Source organism: Burkholderia sp. S-53, from assembly GCF_025560745.1.
Taxonomy (GTDB): Bacteria; Pseudomonadota; Gammaproteobacteria; order Burkholderiales; family Burkholderiaceae; genus Burkholderia; species Burkholderia pyrrocinia.
The window spans coordinates 1987025-2006337 of sequence record NZ_CP090483.1 but is presented as its reverse complement, the minus strand read 5'-3'; the positions used below and the strand labels follow the sequence as shown (position 1 = coordinate 2006337).

Annotated in this window: 22 protein-coding genes; 13 read left to right on the top strand and 9 right to left on the bottom strand. The window is 68.0% G+C overall.

Annotation, left to right across the window (positions count from 1 at the left end; genetic code table 11):
• Positions 1-62: 62 nt before the first annotated feature.
• The 8 genes from LXM88_RS14230 (at position 63) to LXM88_RS14195 (ending at position 8017) form a co-directional block, all read left to right on the top strand.
• Positions 63-956, top strand: coding sequence for a LysR family transcriptional regulator (locus LXM88_RS14230; RefSeq protein WP_262531857.1), 894 nt, complete (start codon positions 63-65; stop codon positions 954-956).
• Positions 957-1095: 139 nt separating this feature from the next.
• Entirely contained in the window at positions 1096-1860 is a 765-nt protein-coding gene (locus LXM88_RS14225; RefSeq protein WP_262531855.1) for a sugar phosphate isomerase/epimerase, read from the top strand.
• A 28-nt stretch (positions 1861-1888) separates the two neighbouring features.
• The gene (locus tag LXM88_RS14220) at positions 1889-2881 is read left to right on the top strand and encodes a sugar kinase (RefSeq protein WP_262531853.1); all 993 of its coding nucleotides are present in this window, start codon (positions 1889-1891) and stop codon (positions 2879-2881) included.
• A gap of 158 nt (positions 2882-3039) precedes the next feature.
• Positions 3040-4320 (top strand): MFS transporter, encoded by a 1281-nt coding sequence (locus tag LXM88_RS14215; protein WP_262531851.1) that lies wholly within the window; start codon positions 3040-3042, stop codon positions 4318-4320.
• Positions 4321-4325: 5 nt separating this feature from the next.
• Positions 4326-5291 (top strand): 2-hydroxyacid dehydrogenase, encoded by a 966-nt coding sequence (locus tag LXM88_RS14210; RefSeq protein WP_262531850.1) that lies wholly within the window; start codon positions 4326-4328, stop codon positions 5289-5291.
• A gap of 464 nt (positions 5292-5755) precedes the next feature.
• Positions 5756-6799, top strand: a complete 1044-nt coding sequence (locus LXM88_RS14205) for a LacI family DNA-binding transcriptional regulator (protein ID WP_262531849.1) — start codon at positions 5756-5758, stop codon at positions 6797-6799.
• A gap of 53 nt (positions 6800-6852) precedes the next feature.
• Entirely contained in the window at positions 6853-7641 is a 789-nt protein-coding gene (locus LXM88_RS14200) for a YhfC family intramembrane metalloprotease (protein WP_047900759.1), read from the top strand.
• Positions 7642-7654: 13 nt separating this feature from the next.
• On the top strand, positions 7655-8017 hold the full coding sequence (locus LXM88_RS14195; RefSeq protein ID WP_048250956.1) for a DUF3022 domain-containing protein: 363 nt from the start codon (positions 7655-7657) through the stop codon (positions 8015-8017).
• A 33-nt stretch (positions 8018-8050) separates the two neighbouring features.
• Here LXM88_RS14195 and LXM88_RS14190 read toward each other — a convergent pair whose 3' ends face one another.
• Positions 8051-8482, bottom strand: coding sequence for a PGDYG domain-containing protein (locus LXM88_RS14190; RefSeq protein WP_021160921.1), 432 nt, complete (start codon positions 8480-8482; stop codon positions 8051-8053).
• A gap of 130 nt (positions 8483-8612) precedes the next feature.
• The gene (locus LXM88_RS14185; RefSeq protein ID WP_262531831.1) at positions 8613-9164 is read right to left on the bottom strand and encodes a Spy/CpxP family protein refolding chaperone; all 552 of its coding nucleotides are present in this window, start codon (positions 9162-9164) and stop codon (positions 8613-8615) included.
• 397 nt (positions 9165-9561) lie between these two features.
• On the opposite strand from LXM88_RS14185, the gene LXM88_RS14180 reads away from it, so the two are divergent.
• Positions 9562-10026: an Lrp/AsnC family transcriptional regulator gene (locus LXM88_RS14180; RefSeq protein WP_047900755.1), complete on the top strand. Its 465-nt coding sequence runs from the start codon at positions 9562-9564 to the stop codon at positions 10024-10026.
• 63 nt (positions 10027-10089) lie between these two features.
• Here the strand turns inward: LXM88_RS14180 and LXM88_RS14175 are convergent, their stop codons facing one another.
• The 4 genes from LXM88_RS14175 to LXM88_RS14160 form a co-directional block, all read right to left on the bottom strand.
• A complete protein-coding gene (locus LXM88_RS14175) occupies positions 10090-11454 on the bottom strand; it encodes a sensor histidine kinase (RefSeq protein ID WP_262531829.1) in 1365 nt (454 codons plus the stop codon).
• Positions 11430-12095, bottom strand: a complete 666-nt coding sequence (locus tag LXM88_RS14170; protein WP_262531827.1) for a response regulator transcription factor — start codon at positions 12093-12095, stop codon at positions 11430-11432. The genes LXM88_RS14175 and LXM88_RS14170 overlap by 25 nt, the downstream gene beginning before the upstream one ends.
• A gap of 82 nt (positions 12096-12177) precedes the next feature.
• Positions 12178-12618 carry a hypothetical protein gene (locus tag LXM88_RS14165; RefSeq protein ID WP_262531825.1) on the bottom strand — a complete coding sequence of 147 codons (441 nt, stop codon included), beginning with the start codon at positions 12616-12618 and terminating at the stop codon, positions 12178-12180.
• Positions 12619-12656: 38 nt separating this feature from the next.
• Entirely contained in the window at positions 12657-13439 is a 783-nt protein-coding gene (locus LXM88_RS14160) for a COG4705 family protein (RefSeq protein ID WP_262531823.1), read from the bottom strand.
• 248 nt (positions 13440-13687) lie between these two features.
• Between LXM88_RS14160 and LXM88_RS14155 the strand changes: the two genes are divergently transcribed.
• Positions 13688-14788, top strand: a complete 1101-nt coding sequence (locus LXM88_RS14155; protein ID WP_034181371.1) for a saccharopine dehydrogenase family protein — start codon at positions 13688-13690, stop codon at positions 14786-14788.
• Between the two features lie 93 nt (positions 14789-14881).
• On the opposite strand, the gene LXM88_RS14150 is transcribed toward LXM88_RS14155, so the two are convergent.
• The gene (locus LXM88_RS14150; RefSeq protein ID WP_262531811.1) at positions 14882-15499 is read right to left on the bottom strand and encodes an AAA family ATPase; all 618 of its coding nucleotides are present in this window, start codon (positions 15497-15499) and stop codon (positions 14882-14884) included.
• On the bottom strand, positions 15496-15642 hold the full coding sequence (cydX, locus tag LXM88_RS14145; RefSeq protein ID WP_262531810.1) for a cytochrome bd-I oxidase subunit CydX: 147 nt from the start codon (positions 15640-15642) through the stop codon (positions 15496-15498). Before cydX ends, LXM88_RS14150 begins: the two co-directional genes overlap by 4 nt.
• A 179-nt stretch (positions 15643-15821) precedes the next feature.
• Here cydX and corA point away from each other — a divergent pair, with 179 nt between their 5' ends.
• Positions 15822-16799: a magnesium/cobalt transporter CorA gene (corA, locus tag LXM88_RS14140; RefSeq protein ID WP_262531809.1), complete on the top strand. Its 978-nt coding sequence runs from the start codon at positions 15822-15824 to the stop codon at positions 16797-16799.
• A 302-nt stretch (positions 16800-17101) separates the two neighbouring features.
• Here corA and LXM88_RS14135 read toward each other — a convergent pair whose 3' ends face one another.
• The gene (locus tag LXM88_RS14135) at positions 17102-17386 is read right to left on the bottom strand and encodes a YciI-like protein (RefSeq protein ID WP_262531808.1); all 285 of its coding nucleotides are present in this window, start codon (positions 17384-17386) and stop codon (positions 17102-17104) included.
• A gap of 234 nt (positions 17387-17620) precedes the next feature.
• Here LXM88_RS14135 and LXM88_RS14130 point away from each other — a divergent pair, with 234 nt between their 5' ends.
• Positions 17621-17902: a hypothetical protein gene (locus tag LXM88_RS14130; protein WP_262531807.1), complete on the top strand. Its 282-nt coding sequence runs from the start codon at positions 17621-17623 to the stop codon at positions 17900-17902.
• Positions 17903-18105: 203 nt separating this feature from the next.
• On the top strand, positions 18106-19065 hold the full coding sequence (locus tag LXM88_RS14125) for a sigma-54 interaction domain-containing protein (protein WP_262531806.1): 960 nt from the start codon (positions 18106-18108) through the stop codon (positions 19063-19065).
• The last annotated feature ends 248 nt before the right edge of the window (positions 19066-19313 follow it).

The following is a 19313-nucleotide window of genomic DNA, read 5'->3' as shown; positions in this document are numbered from 1 at the left end:
TATCGATATGAAAAATTGTGATTTGTGACGTAAACTATCCGGAAAGCCGATAATTCATCCCCATGACCCCGGATCAACTGATAACGTTCGCCGCCGTCGCCGAACACCTGAACATCAGCCACGCCGCCGTGGCGCTGCATCTGTCGCAGCCGGCCGTGTCCGGCCAGTTGCGGCTGCTGCAGGACGAATTCGGCGAGCCGCTGTACCAGCGCGACGGCCGCGGCATCCGTCTGACGCCGGTCGGCGAACAGCTTGCGCAATACGCGAACGCGCAGCGCGACACGTTCGCGCAGGCGCGCGCGTTTCGCGACGCGGTGCGCGGCCTCGAGGCCGGTACGCTGCGCATCGGCGCGAGCACGACGCCCGCGAGCTACCTGCTGCCGTACCTGATCGCGGCGTTCCAGCCGCTTGCGCCGCGCGTGGCGATCCAGACGATGAGCGGCAATACGGCCGACGTGGTCGCGGCGCTGCCGTCGCTCGACATCGCGATGATCGAAGGGCCGCCCGGCGACGCGCTGCCGCCCGGCACGGCCATGCATGCGTGGCACGAGGACGAGATCGTCGCGATCGTGCCGGCCGGCCATCCGCTCGCGGCGCCCGAATACGAGGCGGGCGTCACGCTCGCGGCGCTTGCTGCGCATCCGCTCGTGCTGCGCGAGGCGGGCTCCGCCGTGCGACAGCTCGTCGAGCGCGCGTTCGCGCAGGGCGCGGCACCGATGCGCGTCGCGTTCGAGATCGCCGGGGTCGAGGCCGTGAAGGAGGCCGTGCGCGCCGGAATGGGCGTCGGGTTCGTGTCGGCGATGTCGTTGCGCCACGACGATGCGGCGCTCGTGCTGCGTTCGCTCGCGCCCGCGCCGCTCACGCGTCATTTCTCCATTCTCGTGCCGCATGGCGGCGCACCGTCGCGCGTTGCGTCGCAGTTCCTCGAAATGAGTCTCGCGCAGGACCTCGCCTGAGCGGGTGAAGCCGGCCCGGAGGCGCGCGTTCGCGTGGCGCCCGGCCTTAGGGATTTCCTCTATGGCGTGCGTTCGAAGCGAAGCGCACCATCCGTCTCACGCTAATGGAACCGGTTCCATTCCGGTAAAAAAGGGCAAAATGGCAGACATCGTGATCGTGGCGAGCGCATTCGGGATGGACCGTGTGCGCCAGGAGGGCCACAGTGCATTCGTCGCGACCGCGGCGGCGTCCGGTGCGACCGGCTTCGAGGTGCGGCGCGAGCTGTTCGCGTCGGACGACGACGCGACGCCCGGCGCGCTGGCCGCGCTCGGCGCGCAACTGGCCGGGCACGGGCTGTGGTCGGTCTATTCGACGCCGGCCGCGCTGTACACGGAAACGGGCGCGCTCGATGCCGACGCATTGCGCGACGCGCTCGCGGAAGCCGACGCGCTCGGCGCGCGTTTCGTGAAATTCCAGCTCGGCGGTTTCGCCGGCGATGCCCATGCGGCCGACCTCGTCGCGCTGTCGCGCGGCGCGCGTGCCCGGGTGGTGGTCGAGAACGGCCAGCTGCCGGTCGGCGGTGCGCTCGCGCAGTTCTGCGGGCTGTTCGACGCGCTGGCGGCGGGCGGCATGCGCGACGCGCTCGGGATGACGTTCGACATCGGCAACTGGCAGTGGCGGGGCGAAGCGCCGCTCGACTGCGCACACGTGCTCGCGCCGCATGTGGAATACATTCATTGCAAGGCTGTCGAGGGCGAGGGCGCGCGCCGTTTCGCGACGGCACCGGCGCCGCACGACCCGCTCGTGACCGGCGTGCTCGCGGCGTTGCCGCAGCATGCGCCGCGCGGCATCGAGTTTCCGTTCGACGCGGCCGACCTGGCGGGCGATGCATGCCGGCGCGTCGCGTGGCTCGCGACTGCGTGACGGCAGCAGGATCCTGAGGAGTTCACTCATGAAAGCAGCACTCGATGTCGTGACCTACGGCGAGGCGATGGCGATGTTCGTCGCGACCGAGCCCGGCCATCTCGCGCATGCGGCGCAATTCACGAAGCGGATCGCGGGCGCCGACCTGAACGTCGCGATCGGCCTGTCGCGGCTCGGCTTCCGGGTCGGCTGGATGAGCCGCGTCGGCCGCGATTCGTTCGGCGGCTACGTGCTCGACACGCTCGCACGCGAAGGCATCGACGCGTCGTGCGTGACCGTCGATCCGCGCTACCCGACCGGTTTCCAGTTGAAGTCGCGCAACGATGACGGCAGCGACCCGACCGTCGAATATTTCCGCAAGGGCTCGGCCGCGAGCCACCTGTCGTGCGACGACTACGTGGCCGACTACGTGCTCGGCGCACGCCACCTGCACCTGACGGGTGTCGCGCCGGCGATCTCCGCGACGTCGTGCGAACTCGCGTTCCAGCTCGCGCGCGAGATGCGGGCGGCCGGCAAGACGATCTCGTTCGACCCGAACCTGCGCCCGACGCTGTGGCCGTCCGCGGACGTGATGGCGAAGACGCTGAACGCGCTCGCGACGCTCGCCGACTGGGTGCTGCCGGGCCTCGCCGAAGGGCGGCAACTGACCGGGCACGACAGGCCGGCCGACATCGCGGGCTTCTATCTCGCGCAGGGCGCGCGCGTTGTCGTGATCAAGCTCGGCGCGGAAGGCGCGTACTTCCGGACGGCCGACGGCCGCGAGGGCACGGTCGCGGGCGAGCGTGTCGAACGCGTCGTCGATACGGTCGGCGCCGGCGACGGCTTCGCGGTCGGCGTGGTCAGCGCGCTGCTGGAAGGCCGGAGCGTCGAGCAGGCGGTCGCGCGCGGCAACCGGATCGGCGCGCTCGCGATCCAGGTGATCGGCGATTCGGAAGGCTTGCCGACGCGCGACGCACTCGACCGGATCGAAAATGTCAGCAATCGCGCCGATCGCTTAGAGGAAACCGTCACCGCGCAATGAGAGGCCGGACACGGCACAATCCGCGGATCCATTTCGTGCATCAAGCACCGCTTTGCGTGAGACCGGACGGCAAAGCAGGCGACCGGCGCGGTGCCGAAGCACCGGTTCCGGCCGCGCAGCGCTGCAGCGTCAGCCCGGTCAACAAAGGAGACATTCTGATGGCAACCAATCTCGCAGCACGACGCTGGTGGACGATCATGCCGATCGTCTTCATCACATACAGCCTCGCCTACCTCGACCGCGCGAACTACGGGTTCGCGGCGGCGGCCGGCATCAACCAGGATCTCGGCATCAGCAAGGGCCTGTCGTCGCTGATCGGCGCGCTGTTCTTCCTCGGCTATTTCTTCTTCCAGATTCCCGGCGCGATCTATGCGGAACGCCGCAGCGTGAAGAAGCTGGTGTTCGTCAGTCTCATCCTGTGGGGCGGCTGTGCGGCGCTCACGGGCGTGGTCAGCAACATCCCGTCGCTGATGGCGATCCGCTTCGTGCTCGGCGTCGTCGAGGCGGCCGTGATGCCGGCGATGCTGATCTACATCAGCAACTGGTTCACGAAGAACGAGCGCTCGCGCGCGAACACGTTCCTGATCCTCGGCAACCCGGTCACCGTGCTGTGGATGTCGATCCTGTCGGGTTATCTCGTGCACGAATTCGGCTGGCGCCACATGTTCATCGCCGAAGGCGTGCCGGCCGTCCTCTGGGCCGTGTGCTGGTGGTTCCTCGTGCAGGACAAGCCGGCCGACTCGCCGTGGCTCTCCGCGCAGGAAAAACGCGACCTCGACGCCGCGCTCGCGGCCGAGCAGGCAGCGATCAAACCGGTGCGCAACTATGGCGAGGCATTCCGCTCGCCGGCCGTGATCAAGCTGTGCGCACAGTATTTCTGCTGGAGCATCGGCGTGTACGGCTTCGTGCTGTGGCTGCCGTCGATCGTCAAGAACGGCTCCGAGCTCGGCATGGTCGCGACCGGCTGGCTGTCCGCGCTGCCGTATCTCGCGGCGACGATCGCGATGCTCGCCGCCTCGTGGGCCTCCGACAAGGTCGGCTCGCGCCGTGGCTTCGTATGGCCGTTCCTGCTGATCGGCGCGGCCGCGTTCGCCGCGTCGTACGCGCTCGGCTCGTCGCATTTCTGGATCTCGTATGCGCTGCTGGTCGTCGCGGGCGCCGCGATGTACGCGCCGTACGGCCCGTTCTTCGCGATCGTGCCGGAGCTGCTGCCGAAGAACGTCGCCGGCGGCGCGATGGCGCTGATCAACAGCATGGGCGCGCTCGGCTCGTTCGTCGGCTCGTACTTCGTCGGCTACCTGAACGGCGCGACCGGGTCGCCCGTTGCGTCGTACGCGTTCATGAGCGCCGCGCTCGTCGCCGCGGTGATCCTCACGCTGTCCGTCAAACCCCAGGCGCGCGATACGCATCCGCTCGCCGCGCCGCTGCAAGGAAAATGAAACCGATGAAGCCTCGTATCGTCGCGTACAAGCCGCTGCCCGATGACGTTCTCGCGTACCTGCGCGAGCATGCGGACGTCGTGCAGGCCGACGGCGCCGACGCGCTCGCCGATGCGCTCGGCAACGCGGACGGCGCGCTCGGCGCGAGCCTGAAGGTCACGCCGCAGATGCTCGACCGCGCGCCGCGGCTGAAGGCCTGGTCGACGATCTCGGTCGGCTACGACAACTTCGACGTCGCGGATCTCACGCGGCGCGGGATCGTGCTCGCGCATACGCCGGACGTGCTGACCGAGTCGACCGCCGATACGGTGTTTTCGCTGATCCTCGCGTCCGCGCGGCGCGTGGTCGAGCTGGCCGAGTGGGTGAAGGCCGGCCACTGGCATCGCAGCATCGGCCCGGACCTGTACGGCACCGACGTGCAGGGCAAGACGCTCGGCATCGTCGGGCTCGGGCGGATCGGCGGCGCGGTCGCGCGCCGCGCGGCGCTCGGCTTCCGGATGCAGGTGCTGTACGCGAACCGGTCCGCGCATGCCGAAGCCGAGACGCAGTACGGCGCGCGGCGCGTGACGCTCGACGAACTGCTCGCGCAGTCGGATTTCGTGTGCCTGCAGGTGCCGCTGTCGCCGGAAACGCACCACCTGATCGGCGCGGCCGAATTCGCGAAGATGAAGCGCGGCGCGATCCTGATCAACGCGTCGCGCGGGCCCGTGGTCGACGAAGCCGCGCTGGTCGACGCGCTGCGCGCGGGCACGATCCGCGGCGCGGGGCTCGACGTGTTCGAGAACGAGCCGCTGCCGGCGGATTCGCCGCTGCTGCAGATGAACAATGTCGTCGCACTGCCGCATATCGGCTCGGCGACGCACGAGACGCGCCACGCGATGGCACGCTGCGCCGCGGAAAACCTGGTCGGCGCGCTGGCCGGCACGCTGCGCACGAATCTCGTCAATCCCGATGCGCTCGCACGGGCCTGAGCCGCGCCGGGTAATGGGACGACAGCCGGCCGGCGGGGTGCCGGCGTCGTTAGAGTCGATGGTCTTGGTGCCGGAGGGCAGGCTGCGTTATGATCGCCCGCTCGTCGCATCGATGGCCCGGCAATGCTGCCGGCGGCGTCCGGTGACGGGCATCCGTGCCAGGTCCGGTGCGGCCGACTGCTTTTGCACGTGACCGGAGCGGGCGCCGATGCGCCGGCGCCGATCGACCGCGAAGCATGGGATCGGCGTAAGCGCTGAAGGGCAGACGCTGATCGACTGCGAAGCATGGGATCGGTGCAAGCGCTGAAGCGCTAACGCTGGTCGACCGCGAAGCATGGGACCAGCGTAAGCGCTGAAGCGCTGACGCTGGTCGACAGAGGAGTCCGCCGGGTGGCTTACGTTTCCAACAACAAAGGTCCGTCTGCTCACGAAGCGGCGCGGATCGTACGTCGCGAGGCACGACAGTGACCGATTCGCAACCTTCTACGACGCGTCCGGCGACGATCAGCGACGTCGCGCGCGAGGCAGGCACGGGCAAGACCAGCGTTTCGCGCTACCTGAACGGCGAGACGCATGTGCTGTCCATCGATCTGCGCCAGCGGATCGAAGCGGCGATCGCGCGGCTCAATTACCGGCCGAACCAGATGGCGCGCGGGCTCAAGCGCGGCCGCAACCGGCTGCTCGGCATGCTCGCGGCCGACCTGACCAATCCCTACACCGTCGAAGTGCTGCAGGGCGTCGAGGCCGCGTGCCACGCGCTCGGCTACATGCCGCTGATCTGCCACGCGGCGAACGAGGTCGAGATGGAGCGCCGCTTCCTGCAGCTTCTCACGACCTACCGTGTCGAGGGGCTGATCGTCAACGCGCTCGGCGCCGACGAGGACGTGCTGCGCCCGCTGCGCGGCGCCGGCATCCCGGCCGTGCTCGTCGACCGGACGGTCGAGGGTTTCGAGGCCGACCTGATCGGCCTCGACAACGCCGATGCGATCGAAACGGCGCTCGCGCACCTCGTCGAGCACGGCTTCGATGCGATCCATTTCGTCGTGCAGCCGTTCGAGCGCGTCAGCTCGCGGCGCGTGCGCGAGGCCGCGTTCCGCGCGGCGCTGGACGCGCGCGGGCTGCCGGTGCCGGCGACGGTCGTGCTCGACCTGAACGAGCCCGCGGCGGCCGCGGCGGCGCTCGCCGACGTCGATACGCGCATCGACGATGCGACGCGGCGCGGCGTGCGTGCGGCGCTGTTCGCCGCGAACGCGCCGGTCGCACTCGCGATCGCGCGGCACCTGCGCGCGCGTTTCGGCGCCGGGTGGCAGCAGAAGGCAGCGCTGCTGTCGATCGACGATCCGGAATGGGCCGAGCTGATCGGCATCACGACGATCCGTCAGCCGACCTACGAGATCGGCTACAAGGCCGTCGAATTCGTGCACGAGCGGATCGACGGCGCAGCGGGCGACGTGCGCGTCGCGATGCTGCCGGGCGAACTGATCGCGCGCGCGTCGACCGCAAGCTGAGTATCATTCGGGGCACGCAGCGCGTCAGTGCGCTGCCCCGAACAAGGAAATACATGACTGTCGCTCCCGTCACGCTGGCGGTGCTGATCGCCGCCACGCTGATCATCGCGCTGCTGCCGCTCGTCCTCTTCCGTATCCTGCGCAAGCCGCTCGCGCTCAACCGCCGCGACACGATCGTCGGCGTCGCCGTCTTCACGCTGTTCGCGATGATCGTCGAACGCGCATTCCACGGTCTCGTGCTGAGCCAGACGCCGGCCGACGGCTGGCTGACGCAGCCGCTGGCGTTCGTTGCGTACAGCGCGCTCGCGACCGCCGTATTCGAGGAAGTCGGCCGTTATCTCGGGATGCGTTTCCTGAACCGCCGCTACGGCACGTCGGCCGGCGACGGCCGCGCGATCGGCTACGGGATCGGTCACGGCGGCGCCGAAGCGTGGTTCGTCGGCGTACTCGTGTGGGGCCAGTGGTCGTATCTCGCGTGGCTGGCGAGCCGCGGCCAGCTCGAGACGCAGCTGGCCGACCTGCCGGGCGATACCGTCGTGCGGCTGCACGTGATGCTCGCGACGCTGTCGGCACAGTCGATCCTGCTGTTGCTGCTCGAACGCTGCGCGGCGTTCGTGCTGCAGCTGGCGCTGTCGGTGCTGGTCTGGCGCGGCGTGCGCGCCGGCCGTGCAGGCGTGCTGCCGCTCGCGATCGTGCTGCATGCGCTTGCGGCGGCGCCGGCGCTGCTGTACCAGGTGCGCGTGCTGCCGGCCGGATGGGTCGAGGCCGCGTATTTCGTGCTGGCCGCGATCCTGGTCGTCGTGATGGTGAAGACGTGCCGGCCGTCGCGTACGGCAGCCTGACGGGAGAGACGGGATGGACGACTATCTGATCGAATGCCAGAGCGCGGAATTCGACGCGCTCGCGCGCGTGATCTGCGATCTCTTTCCGGAGCAGACGCGCTTCGCCGAAAGCAGCGACGAACGCGGGCGGTTCCTGTCCGTGCACTGGCTCGCGATGCGTTTCGGCGCGACGCCGAAGCGGATGACGCTCGATATCCGCGTCGTGCCGGCCGCGCTTGCGCGCTACCTGGCGCTCAAGCCGATGCAGCGCGCGCGCAGCCATGCAGTGCTGCATGCGTATACGGAAGCGATGCTCGGGTCGCTCGAGGAGCGCCACGCAGCCGGCGAGGCCGTCGAGCGCAACGCGGAACTCGAACTCGACGAAGACTTTGCGTGAGTAGGCGCGCCGGCATCATGCCGGCGCGGCGGATTACGCGTCGCGGTAGACCTGCGCGAAGCGCTGCGCCTGCACGACGCCGTAGTCGCCGGGCGCGTACTGCATCACCCAGTCGCCGGCGACGCCGCGCAGCGTGTCGCCGTTTTCCGAGCGGGCGATCGTAAACGGCTCGTCCATCCGGCGCGCGAGCACGACGGCCGGCCGGTTCCGGTAGGCGCCCGGTGCACCGTGCGCGAGTGCCGGATCGGCGGGCAGGTATTTGGCGTCGAAGCGCGCGCGCGACACGACCCAGCGGTCGCCGGTCGAGCCCGTGATCAGCGCGTCGCCCGCGACATAGCGGTTCGGGCCTTCGAGGCTCATCAGTTCGCCGTCGGCGTCCGCGAATGAAACGGCGACGGTTTCGTCCTTGACGACGCGACGGGCCTGCGGGTCGGTGCGCAGATCGATGTGCTTGAGTTCGAGCATGGCGAGGAAGTGCGGGAAAAGCCGGGAGCTTATCCCGAATTCGGCGCGCCGTGTGACGCGCGCCGATCGCAGGCAGGTTGCACGGCGCCGTACGGCCCGGACGGGCAGCGCGGCGCCGGCGGGGAGGGCGTCAGGGTTGCGCGGGCGCGCTGGCGGCCTGCGCGGCTGCCGCCTTGCCTTCCTTGCCCTTCGTCTTGCCCTTGCCGTGGTGCTCGCCGCCATGGTTCAGCCAGCTGCGGAACGTCGTGTCGGCCAGCGCCTTCTGCTCGGCCGGGAAGCTCGCGTAGAGCGGCGCGAATGCGTCGGCGAGCTTCTTCGCGCCGTCGGCGTTCGCCTGCGACAGTTCCGCATACTGCTTCATGTCGTCGAGCGCGGAGACGTCGTGCTTGGCCATCCGTTCGCTATAGAGGCGGCCCATCGTTTCGCCGTTGCCGCGCATCGTGTCGGCGAACGTCTTCCATTGCGGTTCCTGCGCCGACGTGATCTTCAACTGGTCGTGCAGGTACTTGATGCGCTGCTCGATGCGCGCTTCGTGACGTGCCGCGCGCTGCTCGGCGCTCGGGGCCGACGCCGCGGCCGCAGCCGTCGTGGCCGGAGCGGGCGCTTGCGGCTGCGCCGGGGTTTGCGCGAACGCGCTGGCTGCAACGGCGAGCGTAGCGAGGGTGAGCGAGATTTTCTTCATGATTGGCTCTCCGGGGTGGTGTCTTGCGAGCGGGCGCGGCGGCAATTGCCGCAAGCGCGCATCTCGCGTCGCACGTTATTAGTAGCACGTTGCGTGCGGCGCGGCGGTGAATGCGACACTTGCTTACATCCGATACGAATCGAAATTGAAAGGGTCGTAGCGGCTCGGTACGGGGCTCGCGATGGCCCGGCCCGTACCGGCGACGGGCGCGGCACGTAAGTGGCAAACAAGCGGCACGTGCGGTCCGGATGCGGACGTTGCGCACGGACAAGGCGGCGCGACCGCATGACGGCGCGCGATTGCGCAGTCGTGCGATGCCGTTTGGGCGCACCGGCGTTCGGCGCTATCATCGCGTCACCTTCCACTCAGCCGGCGCGTCGCGCATCGGCCCAGCCTCATGCGTCCACCCCGCCTCGATCAACTCGACGATCTCGACCGGCAGCTCGTCGCGCTGCTGCAAGCCGATGCGCGCGCAAGCGTCGCGGATCTCGCGCGCCAGCTCGACGTCGCGCGCACGACGGTCGTCGCACGCATCGCGCGGCTCGAACGCACCAACGTGATCGCCGGCTACAGCGTCCGGCTCGGGCAGGACGTGCTCGACGCGAGCATTTACGCGTATGTCGGCATCATCCTCACGCCGAAGTTCGGCAAGGACGTGTTGCGCAAGCTCGACCGGATGCCCGAAGTGCAGCTGCTGTGCGCGGTGAGCGGCGAGTACGACTACGTCGCGTGGCTGCGCGCCGATTCGCCCGAACGGCTCAACGACCTGCTCGACCAGATCGGTACGCTCGAAGGCGTCGAACGCACGACCACGTCGATCATCCTGTCGCGCAAGATCGATCGCGGGACGGTCGGCGGCTGACGCTCACGTCCGGTGCACGTCGCGCCGCGCGTGTTGCGCCGGCGCATCGGCCCGGCTGTCGGGCTAGGCCGCGCCGGTCTGCCGCACGAGCGGAATTCGCACCGAGACGCGCAGCCCGCGCGATGCCCGTTCGTCCGCATACGCGAGCGCGATGTCGGCACCCATCCGGTCCGCGAGGATCTTCACGATCGACAGGCCGAGTCCGGAGCCGATCTGCGCGTTGCCGGGCACCCGGTAGAACGGGTCGAACACGCGCTCGCGTTCGTGCGGCGCGATGCCCGGCCCAGTGTCGGCAATCGTCACGCACACGTGTGTGTCCGTTCGTTGTGTCGACAGATCCACGCGTCCGCCGGGCGGCGTGTAGCGGATCGCGTTGTCGACCAGATTCATGACCAGCGACGTGAGCTCGAGTTCGTCGACGGGCACGCGGGTGTCCGGGCCGTCGTCGACGCCGATGTCGATTGTCTTGGCGTCGGCGAGCGGCATCAGGTCTTCCAGCACGCGGCGATAAGTTGCATGCACCGACACGGCGCCGGGCGGCGCGGCCGGCGCGCTTTGCGCACGTGCGAGCGCGAGGAGCTGCCCGATCAGATGACGGCTGCGATCGAGCCCGCCGCGCAGCGCGGCAAGCCGCGCGCGCGCGTCGTCCGGCAGGTCGGTGTCGGCCAGGCGCTCGGCCTGCAACGACATCGCCGTGAGCGGCGAGCGCAGCTCGTGCGCGGCGTCGGCGACGAAGCGGCGCTGCGCGTCGACCGATTGCGCGACGCGCGCGAGCATCCGGTTGATCGCGACGACGAACGGCCGCACCTCGACCGGTACGTGCTCGGCCGGCACCGGGCGCAGGTCGTGTTCGTCGCGCGCGTCGATGCCGGCGGACAGCACGGCCACCGGACGGAACAGCTTGCGCACGAGATCGGCGACGAGCAGCAGCAGGATCGGCACGAGGATCAGCAGCGGCAGCGCGGTGCGCCACGCGCTTTCGCGTGCGACATCGTCGCGCATGCCGGCTTCCTGCGCGACCGCGATGCGCTCGCCGTTCGCGAGCGTATGGACCATCACGCGGTATGCGTTGCCGCCGGCATTGACCGTATGCAGCCCGTCGGCGAGCGTTGGCGGCAGGGCAAGCCGCGGCGTGCCGTCGGCGGCCGGCTGCGGCGCGCTGCCGAGCGGCTGCACGATCACGCGCGACAGCTCGTCGCTTTCTCGAGTGGGCCCGGCACCGGCAGCACGGGGCGCAGGCGTGCGCGCACGGTCGAGCAGCGTCGCGACCTCGCGCAGCACGTCGTCCTGCAGTTCGTGTGCCTCGTCGAACGCCGACGAAAACGCGAACGCGGCCGCGGCCATTGCGACGACCAGGATCGCCGCCGACAGCGCGACCGACAGGCGGAACCCGATCGACTCGCTCAGACGTTTCTTGAAACCATCCATCCCGCACCCCTGACGTTCTTGATCACGGTGCTGCCGAGCTTGCGGCGCAGCGAATGGATCAGGAATTCGACCGCGTTGCTTTCGACTTCCTCGCCCCAGCCGTACAGGCGATCCTCGAGCTCGCGGCGCGACAGGATCGCGCCGGGGCGCACCAGCAGCGCGCGCAGCAGCGAGAACTCGCGATTCGACAGCGGGACCGGCGCGTGCCCGTCGACGGCGGCCTCGCGTGTCGCCGGGTCGAGCGACACGATGCCGTTGCTCAACAGCGGCGCGGCCGAGCCGGCCCGGCGCCGGATCGCGACGCGAATCCGCGCGAGCAGCTCGGCCATCTCGAATGGCTTCACGATGTAATCGTCGGCGCCGCCGTCGAGGCCGCGCAGGCGATCGTCGAGACCGTCGCGCGCGGTGACGATCAGCACCGGCGCGCTGGCGTCCTTCGCGCGAATGCCGGCCAGCACGTCGAGCCCGTCGCGGCCGGGCAGGCCGAGATCGAGCAGGATCAGGTCGTAGGGCTGCGCCGCGAACGCGGTCAACGCGTGCGAGCCGTCGGTGACCCAGTCGGTCGCGTATGACGCGTCCTTCAGCGCGGCATGGACGGCTTCGCCGATCATCGGGTCGTCTTCGACGAGCAGTATTCGCATGCGTGTTCTCCGTGCCGCACAAACGCCGCCAGCGTATGCGATTCCTGCGCGCGCGTCACGTGTCGCGCGCCCGATGCGACGCTTATTTGCCGCTGAACCGGTCGAACGCCGCGAGCAGGTTCTTCATCGCGGCGGCCGAATCGGCCTGGGTCGGATGGTCGGCGCGCAGCGCGGACAGCGCGCGGTCGATCTCCTGGTCGACCATGTGCCAGTCGGCGGCCGCGCGCGGCTTGAGGCCGGCCTCGGCCGAATCCCACGCGATCTCGAGATCCTTGATGCGGGTCTTCGCACCGGGCAGGTCGCCCTTGCCGACGAGCGTATTGACGTCGGCGGCGATCGTGCGGAACTGCGACAGGTCGCCGAGCTTCGATGCGTGGCCCGCCGCGGACGACGCCGCGGCCGGCGCGGGCGCCGCTGTCGATGCGTTCGCATCCTGTTGCTTCGAGCAGCCGGCGGCGGCGCCCAGCAGGGCTATCGTGGCCGCGGCAACGGCGAGACGGGAAACGGAGTACGGGAAGCGCATGGGGTGTCCTCGATTCGATGAACGGAAAGGAAAGGGTGTCAGTCGGCGGCGCCGGCACGCGTGTGCGGGCCGCTGCCGAACTGCGCGACGGCGACGAGCAGCACGATCACGGTCAGGAACAGCAGGCTCGTCCACGCGGCGCCGAAACCGAGCCCGCCGTATGCGCGGGCCTGCGTGAGCAGGTCGCCGAGCGATGCGCCGAACGGGCGCGTCAGGATGTACGCGATCCAGAACGCCAGCACCGCATTGACGCCGAGTCGCCACATCACGAACACGGCCGCGATCAACCCGCCGAAGATCAGCGCGCCGAGCGTGAAGCCGAGCCCGAGCGCTTCGGTCGCGAGATCGCCCGCGGCGGTGCCGAGCGCGAACGTGCAGAGGATCGCGGCCCAGTAGAACAGCTCGCGCCGCGGCGTGACGATCGTGTCGATCGCCAGCGTGCCTTCGACGCGATGCCATACGAAGAAGATCGCGGCGAGCGCGACGGCAAACGCGGCGGTGCTCGCATACAGGCTGACGTTCAGGCCGTCGGTGAGCAGGTCGGTGATCTGCGTGCCGACGATGCTGACCAGCACCACCGTGAGCCAGTAGATCCACGGCACGTAGCGGCGCGTGCGCAACTGCAGCCACAGCGCGATCGCGAGCAGCGACGCCATCGCGATGCGCGTGACGGTCTGGCCGAGGCCCGCGTTGACCGCGAGAAAGTCCGCGCCGGTTTCGCCGACCGTGGTCGACATGATCTTGATGATCCAGAACGACAGCGCGACGTCGGGCACCTTGTTCAGCCAGTGCGATGCGCGATGGACGGGTACGGATTGCATGCGATGCCTCCTTGGCGATCGGGTGGTCGGCATGCAGTCTGAAACGGGAAACTTAGGCCAGCCATAGCGAGGCCGGCAGCGGGATAAATACGCTGTTTCGACATTTCGACGAAATGTGTCGTCGTAACGTCGAAATTATCGGTCGTTTCGCATCATTCTTCGTCTTGGAACTGATTTTGCGCGTCCCTAAACTGTGTTCATGGCTCAACGCCGTCCACAACACCAACCCATCATCAGGAGATAAGCGCATGAAAATCGCCATCGTCGGCGCAGGTCTGATCGGCCACACCATTGCTCACATGCTGCGTGAAACGGGCGACTACGAAGTCGTCGCGTTCGACCGCGATGCGGACGCGCTCGCGAAGCTGTCGCGCGAAGGCATCGCGACGCAACGGGTCGATTCGGCCGACGCGAATGCGATTCGCGAAGCAGTGAAGGGCTTCGATGCGCTCGTCAACGCGCTGCCTTATTACCTCGCGGTCAACGTCGCCGCCGCCGCGAAGGCTGCCGGCGTCCATTACTTCGACCTGACCGAAGACGTGCGCGCAACCCACGCGATCCGCGAACTGGCCGACGGCTCCGACCGTGCGTTCATGCCGCAATGCGGGCTCGCGCCGGGCTTCATCGGCATCGCCGCGCATGAACTCGTGAACGGCTTCAGCGAAGTGCGCGACGTGAAGATGCGCGTCGGCGCGCTGCCCGAGTATCCGACCAACGCGCTGAAGTACAACCTGACGTGGAGCGTCGACGGCCTGATCAACGAATACTGCCAGCCGTGCGAAGCGATCCGCGACGGCCGCAAGCAGTGGGTGCAGCCGCTCGAAGGCCTCGAGCACTTCTCGCTCGACGGTACCGAATACGAAGCGTTCAACACGTCGGGCGGCCTCGGCACGCTGTGCGAGACGCTGTCGGGCAAGGTCGAGACGCTCGACTACAAGTCGGTGCGCTACCCGGGCCACCGCGAGCTCGTCCAGTTCCTGCTCGAAGACCTGCGCCTGTCGACCGACCGCGATACGCTGAAGTCGATCATGCGCCGCGCGGTGCCGTCGACGAAGCAGGACGTCGTGCTCGTGTTCGTCACGGTGACGGGCGTGAAGGACGGCCAGCTCGTGCAGGACGTGTTCACGCGCAAGATCTTCGCGAAGGACGTGTGCGGGATGCACATGAGCGCGATCCAGATCACGACGGCCGGCGCGATGTGCGCGGTGCTGGATCTGTTCCGCGAGAAGAAGCTGCCGCAGAGCGGTTTCATCCCGCAGGAAAAGGTGTCGCTGAAGGCGTTCCTGTCGAACCGCTTCGGCAAGCTGTACGAAGGCGGCACGATGGAGCGCGTGCACGCGGTGGCCTGATCACCCGCCAGCCTCTGGCACGAGGGCCGTACGACGCCGGGAGCGCAGCAGCGCTTCCGGCGTTGTTTTTTTGGGAAGCGGGAAGGGCGCCGGTCAGGCCGGCAGCGGCGGGACGATCGTCGCCGGCGCCGGCGGCGGCACGATGCGGTACAGCAGCGCGGCGACATCCGCGTCGGATGGCGCGGTGTTGTCGAACATCACGATGCCGTCGCATTCGTTGCCGGTCGGCACGAAGCGGCGCTGCCGGTATTCGTCCCAGTGCGCGAGCTTGTACGCATCGTTCGGGTTGCCGCGCGCGACGATCCGCTCGTGCGCGACGTCTTCCGACGTGTGGACCCAGACGACCGTCAGCGTGACGTCGGGCGCGATGCCGAGCCACGCGCGGTCGAGGATGCGCCGGTCGCGCACTTCGCGCGACAGCGGGCCGACCACGATCGCGCCGATGCCGAGCGCGAGATTTTCACGGGCCGTGTCGAGCAGGCCGTGGTATTCGGGATCGCGCAGATGCTTCAGGTAGAGCGGGCTGTCGCGATCGTTCGGATCCTCGGTCAGCGCGCCCATCGCGGCCGAGCTGTAGCGGCCGTACAGCGTGTCCTTGTCGAGCAGGCAGAAGGCCTCGCCGGTCGCGCGCATCAGCGGCCCGATGAGCCGCTTCGCGAGCGTGGTCTTGCCGGTGCCGGCATGACCGCAAAAGAACACCAGATGCGTCACGAAACCTTGCTCCCCGACCCCTGGCTCGACGTGTCGCTACGCTTGTCGCCGGGCGAGAACACTTCCGCTTCCAGCCACATCGCGTTGACGATGCCGAAACCGAGTGCCACGCCGATGCCGAGTATCCACGAGAAATACCACATGGGTCTGTCTCCTTGACGGTTGGGCCGCACGGCCGTGCGGCGTGCGTGTCGAAGTGCGCCGGGGCGCGTGCTGCGGTGCACGCAGCCCGATCATGACCAATATCGGCGTGCCGCGCAAGCCGGGCCGCCCGCGCAGCAAACCGGTAAACTGATGCGCAAACCGCAACATCACGGACAACATGCTGATCAACTGTGCTGCATACCAGGACGGCCGCAAGCTGGCCGACATCGATATCGACGCCATCAGCGACTACGTGTCGAAGCCGGAATGCTTCGTGTGGGTCGCGCTGAAGGATCCGACGCCCGACCAGATCGACCTGATGGGCGAGGAGTTCGGGCTGCACGAGCTCGCGCTCGAGGATGCCCGCAAGGGGCACCAGCGGCCGAAGATCGAGGAGTACGGCGATTCGCTGTTCGCGGTGCTGCATATGGTCGAGCTCGACGATGACGGCGAACTCAAGGTCGGCGAGCTGAACGTGTTCGTCGGTCCGAACTATGTGCTGTCGATCCGCAATCACACCGAGCAGGACTTCCGCGACGTGCGCAAGCGCTGCGAGCGCGAGCCGCATCTGCTGCAGGAAGGCTCGGCGTTCGTGTTCTACGCGCTGATGGACCAGGTCGTCGATCGCTATTTCCCGATCCTCGAAACGCTCGGCGTCGAGCTCGAGGAGCTCGAGGACCGCATCTTCACGAAGGCCTCGCCCGCGTCGTCTCGCGCGATCATCGAGGATCTCTATTCGCTGAAGCGCCGCCTCGTGATGCTGCATCAGCACACGGCGCCGCTGATCGAGCCGCTCGCGAAGCTCACGGGCGGACGCATCCCGCAGATATGCAGCGGGATGGACCATTACTTCCGTGACGTGTACGACCATCTGCAGCGGATCGTGAAGACGATCGAAGGGCGGCGCGAGATGGTCGTGACGGCGATCCAGGTCAACCTCGGAATGATCTCGCTTGCCGAGAGCGAGGTGACCAAGCGGCTCGGCTCGTTCGCCGCGTTGTTCGCGATACCGACGATGATCGCCGGCATCTACGGGATGAACTTCGCGAACATGCCCGAGCTGCACCTGAAATACGGCTTCTACGGCTGCATTGCCGTGATGGTCGTGGCCGATTTCGCGCTGTGGTGGCGCTTCAAGCGGGCAGGGTGGCTGTAGCCGTTCTTCGCGCCTAGGGCCTGTTCACGCTAATAACGGGCTTGCGAACGTGCCTTGCCGGCTGCAGTGCAAGAAGCAAGGAGCGCCGTTTGGCCGAGCCAAACAAGTGACGTGCGACGCCGCAATGCGGCCGGCAAGGCACGTTCCCCTGTTTGGAAAAAATCATTCGTGGGGCTGGCCACCAGAAGGGCCGATCGCTGCGTCATGCTCCTTGCGAATACGTCGAGTATTCGCTTCGTCGCAGTCCTTGCGCTCGGCCCTTCTGGTGGCCAGCGCAAGCCCGTTATTAGCGTGAACAGGCCCTAGCGCGCGTGCTTGCCGACCACCACGCGCCACGGACGCACGCGCCACGATTTCACGAGGCCGTTCTGCACATACGGATCGGCGCGCGCGAACGACTCGGCCGCCTCCGGCGAATCGCCTTCGAACACGAGCACGGCCTGGTCTGCCGGGTCCGACAGCGCGCCGGCGAGCACGAGTTCGCCGCGTGCGGTCGCGGCCTGGGCGAGTGCGAGGTGTTCGGCACGGAACGGTTCGCGACGGGACAGGTAATCGTCGACGAGTTCGTAAATCAGCTGGTAATGCATGCGTTGCTCCGGAAAGAGTCGGCGGCCGTGCCGGTGTGTCGGTGCGGCGGTCGGTCGGTCTGCTGCGGCCAGTATAGGACAGCCGGGCGGCAGCGGAGCGACGCCCGCGGAAGCGTATCCCCGCTTTCCTGAATGCAACTAACGGTCCGGTTTGCTGGCGCCCTGAAATTCCGGCCGCGACTGCGACTTCGATGCCGCGGAGTCTGCAGGACAGGCCCCGGCAGCGGAGACGCAATGATGACCCGTCCGCGTCGCCGGTCCGCGCCATTGTCGCGTGGTTTTATGCAGCGGCTTTGGAATTCGTCTGAAAAAGCGCGGCGAAAATCGTTCGCGGAAACACGGTCGCCATTGGCGCAGGCATGCGCGTGCAACCGCCATCGATCCGGCGCGCGCGCATTGCCGGGCGTGCGGTCCGGCCCGTCGCTGGTGCATGCGCGGCGCGACGGAATCGAGGTTGAAAATCGGATCAACTCGCCTATGCTCAACCTGTTTCCTCTGTGCAGGTTTTCGGGGTAAAGCAGGCATTCCGTTTGAATCCATGTCGCAACACAGGGCTCGCGTCCGGCGCTGAACGTCGGTCGGATGCGACTGCGGGGTGGGGATGCCGAAGCTGACGCATGCCGGCACGAAAGATCAGATGAATGGCGCGTAGGACGGCGCTTCGCCAGTCGTCTCCTTGCATTAGGCGCGGTTTTGAAGAACGTTGAGGAACGACGAACATGCTCGCATCGTCGGGCGGCGCCTCGCATGCGCCGGTTCTCGTCGGCGCCAGTGCGGCGATGGAGCGGCTGCGCATCGATATCGGCAAGGTCGCGCGCACCGACGCCAACGTGCTGATCACCGGCGAGACGGGCACCGGCAAGGAGTGCGTTGCCGAGTCGATTCACTGTGCGAGCGGCCGCGCGCGCTTTCCGCTGGTTCGGGTCAATTGCGCGGCATTGCCGGACACGCTGATCGAGAGCGAACTGTTCGGCTACGATCGCGGCGCGTTCACCGGCGCGCAGCAGCCCTATCCCGGCAAGGTGCGGCTCGCGGACCACGGCACGGTCTTTCTCGACGAGATCGGCGAACTCTCGCCATGCGCGCAGGCGAAACTGCTGCGCCTGCTCGAAAGCCATGAAGTGTTCCCGCTCGGCGGCCGGTCGGTCGTCAAGGTCGACGTGCGTTTCATCGCGGCCACCAATTCGGAACTCGAGTTGCTGGTCGAAGCGCGTGCGTTCCGCCGCGATCTCTATTACCGGCTCAACGTCGCGATGCTGTGCCTGCCGCCGCTGAAGGAGCGGCGCGACGATCTCGTCGAGCTGTTCGCGCACCACGTCCGCGAATTCAACCGGCGTTACGACGCGCAGGTCGGCGCGCCGAGCGCGGATCTGGTTGCCTGCATGCGTGCGTATCACTGGCCCGGCAACGTCCGCGAGCTGCGCAATCTCGTCGAATCGATCTTCATCGATCCACCCGTCGGCACGGTCGGCGTCGAGCATCTGCGCGAGCCGTTCCGCCGGCTGTTCGCAGCGTACGCGCGCAGCGGCGACGGCGAGCGGGAGCGCCTGATCGCGATCCTGCAGGAGACCAACTGGAACAAGAGCAAGGCCGCGGAAAAGCTCAGCTGGTCCCGGATGACGCTCTACCGGAAACTCTCCAAGTACGCGCTCGACGAGCGCCTGCCGCACAAGGCGTGAGCGTTCGCGATCCGCGCGTCACGCGTTGTCACAGTGTCACACCGTTGCCGGTCCGCCTGTGACAGCGCCGCGATCACCGCGGCGCGTGCGTGAGCGACCCGCCGCGCCATCGCGCGATCGCCGAGTGTCACACCGGCCTGTCACATCGCTGCCCGCCGCCGCGTCGCATATGTCGCGCGGTCCGCGCGCACCGCGCATTTGACCGCGTGTTCCCGGCTGGTACGGCAATTGCGTGACCGCACGCGTCC

What these genes read in the sequence shown, in the direction of transcription:
- LXM88_RS14230 (WP_262531857.1), top strand. Translation starts at nt 63, where the DNA reads ATGACCCCGGATCAACTGATAACGTTCGCCGCCGTCGCCGAACACCTG.
- LXM88_RS14225 (WP_262531855.1), top strand. Translation starts at nt 1,096, where the DNA reads ATGGCAGACATCGTGATCGTGGCGAGCGCATTCGGGATGGACCGTGTG.
- LXM88_RS14220 (WP_262531853.1), top strand. Translation starts at nt 1,889, where the DNA reads ATGAAAGCAGCACTCGATGTCGTGACCTACGGCGAGGCGATGGCGATG.
- LXM88_RS14215 (WP_262531851.1), top strand. Translation starts at nt 3,040, where the DNA reads ATGGCAACCAATCTCGCAGCACGACGCTGGTGGACGATCATGCCGATC.
- LXM88_RS14210 (WP_262531850.1), top strand. Translation starts at nt 4,326, where the DNA reads ATGAAGCCTCGTATCGTCGCGTACAAGCCGCTGCCCGATGACGTTCTC.
- LXM88_RS14200 (WP_047900759.1), top strand. Translation starts at nt 6,853, where the DNA reads ATGACTGTCGCTCCCGTCACGCTGGCGGTGCTGATCGCCGCCACGCTG.
- LXM88_RS14195 (WP_048250956.1), top strand. Translation starts at nt 7,655, where the DNA reads ATGGACGACTATCTGATCGAATGCCAGAGCGCGGAATTCGACGCGCTC.
- LXM88_RS14190 (WP_021160921.1), bottom strand. Translation starts at nt 8,482, where the DNA reads ATGCTCGAACTCAAGCACATCGATCTGCGCACCGACCCGCAGGCCCGT.
- LXM88_RS14185 (WP_262531831.1), bottom strand. Translation starts at nt 9,164, where the DNA reads ATGAAGAAAATCTCGCTCACCCTCGCTACGCTCGCCGTTGCAGCCAGC.
- LXM88_RS14180 (WP_047900755.1), top strand. Translation starts at nt 9,562, where the DNA reads ATGCGTCCACCCCGCCTCGATCAACTCGACGATCTCGACCGGCAGCTC.
- LXM88_RS14175 (WP_262531829.1), bottom strand. Translation starts at nt 11,454, where the DNA reads ATGGATGGTTTCAAGAAACGTCTGAGCGAGTCGATCGGGTTCCGCCTG.
- LXM88_RS14170 (WP_262531827.1), bottom strand. Translation starts at nt 12,095, where the DNA reads ATGCGAATACTGCTCGTCGAAGACGACCCGATGATCGGCGAAGCCGTC.
- LXM88_RS14165 (WP_262531825.1), bottom strand. Translation starts at nt 12,618, where the DNA reads ATGCGCTTCCCGTACTCCGTTTCCCGTCTCGCCGTTGCCGCGGCCACG.
- LXM88_RS14160 (WP_262531823.1), bottom strand. Translation starts at nt 13,439, where the DNA reads ATGCAATCCGTACCCGTCCATCGCGCATCGCACTGGCTGAACAAGGTG.
- LXM88_RS14155 (WP_034181371.1), top strand. Translation starts at nt 13,688, where the DNA reads ATGAAAATCGCCATCGTCGGCGCAGGTCTGATCGGCCACACCATTGCT.
- cydX (WP_262531810.1), bottom strand. Translation starts at nt 15,642, where the DNA reads ATGTGGTATTTCTCGTGGATACTCGGCATCGGCGTGGCACTCGGTTTC.
- corA (WP_262531809.1), top strand. Translation starts at nt 15,822, where the DNA reads ATGCTGATCAACTGTGCTGCATACCAGGACGGCCGCAAGCTGGCCGAC.
- LXM88_RS14135 (WP_262531808.1), bottom strand. Translation starts at nt 17,386, where the DNA reads ATGCATTACCAGCTGATTTACGAACTCGTCGACGATTACCTGTCCCGT.
- LXM88_RS14130 (WP_262531807.1), top strand. Translation starts at nt 17,621, where the DNA reads ATGATGACCCGTCCGCGTCGCCGGTCCGCGCCATTGTCGCGTGGTTTT.
- LXM88_RS14125 (WP_262531806.1), top strand. Translation starts at nt 18,106, where the DNA reads ATGCTCGCATCGTCGGGCGGCGCCTCGCATGCGCCGGTTCTCGTCGGC.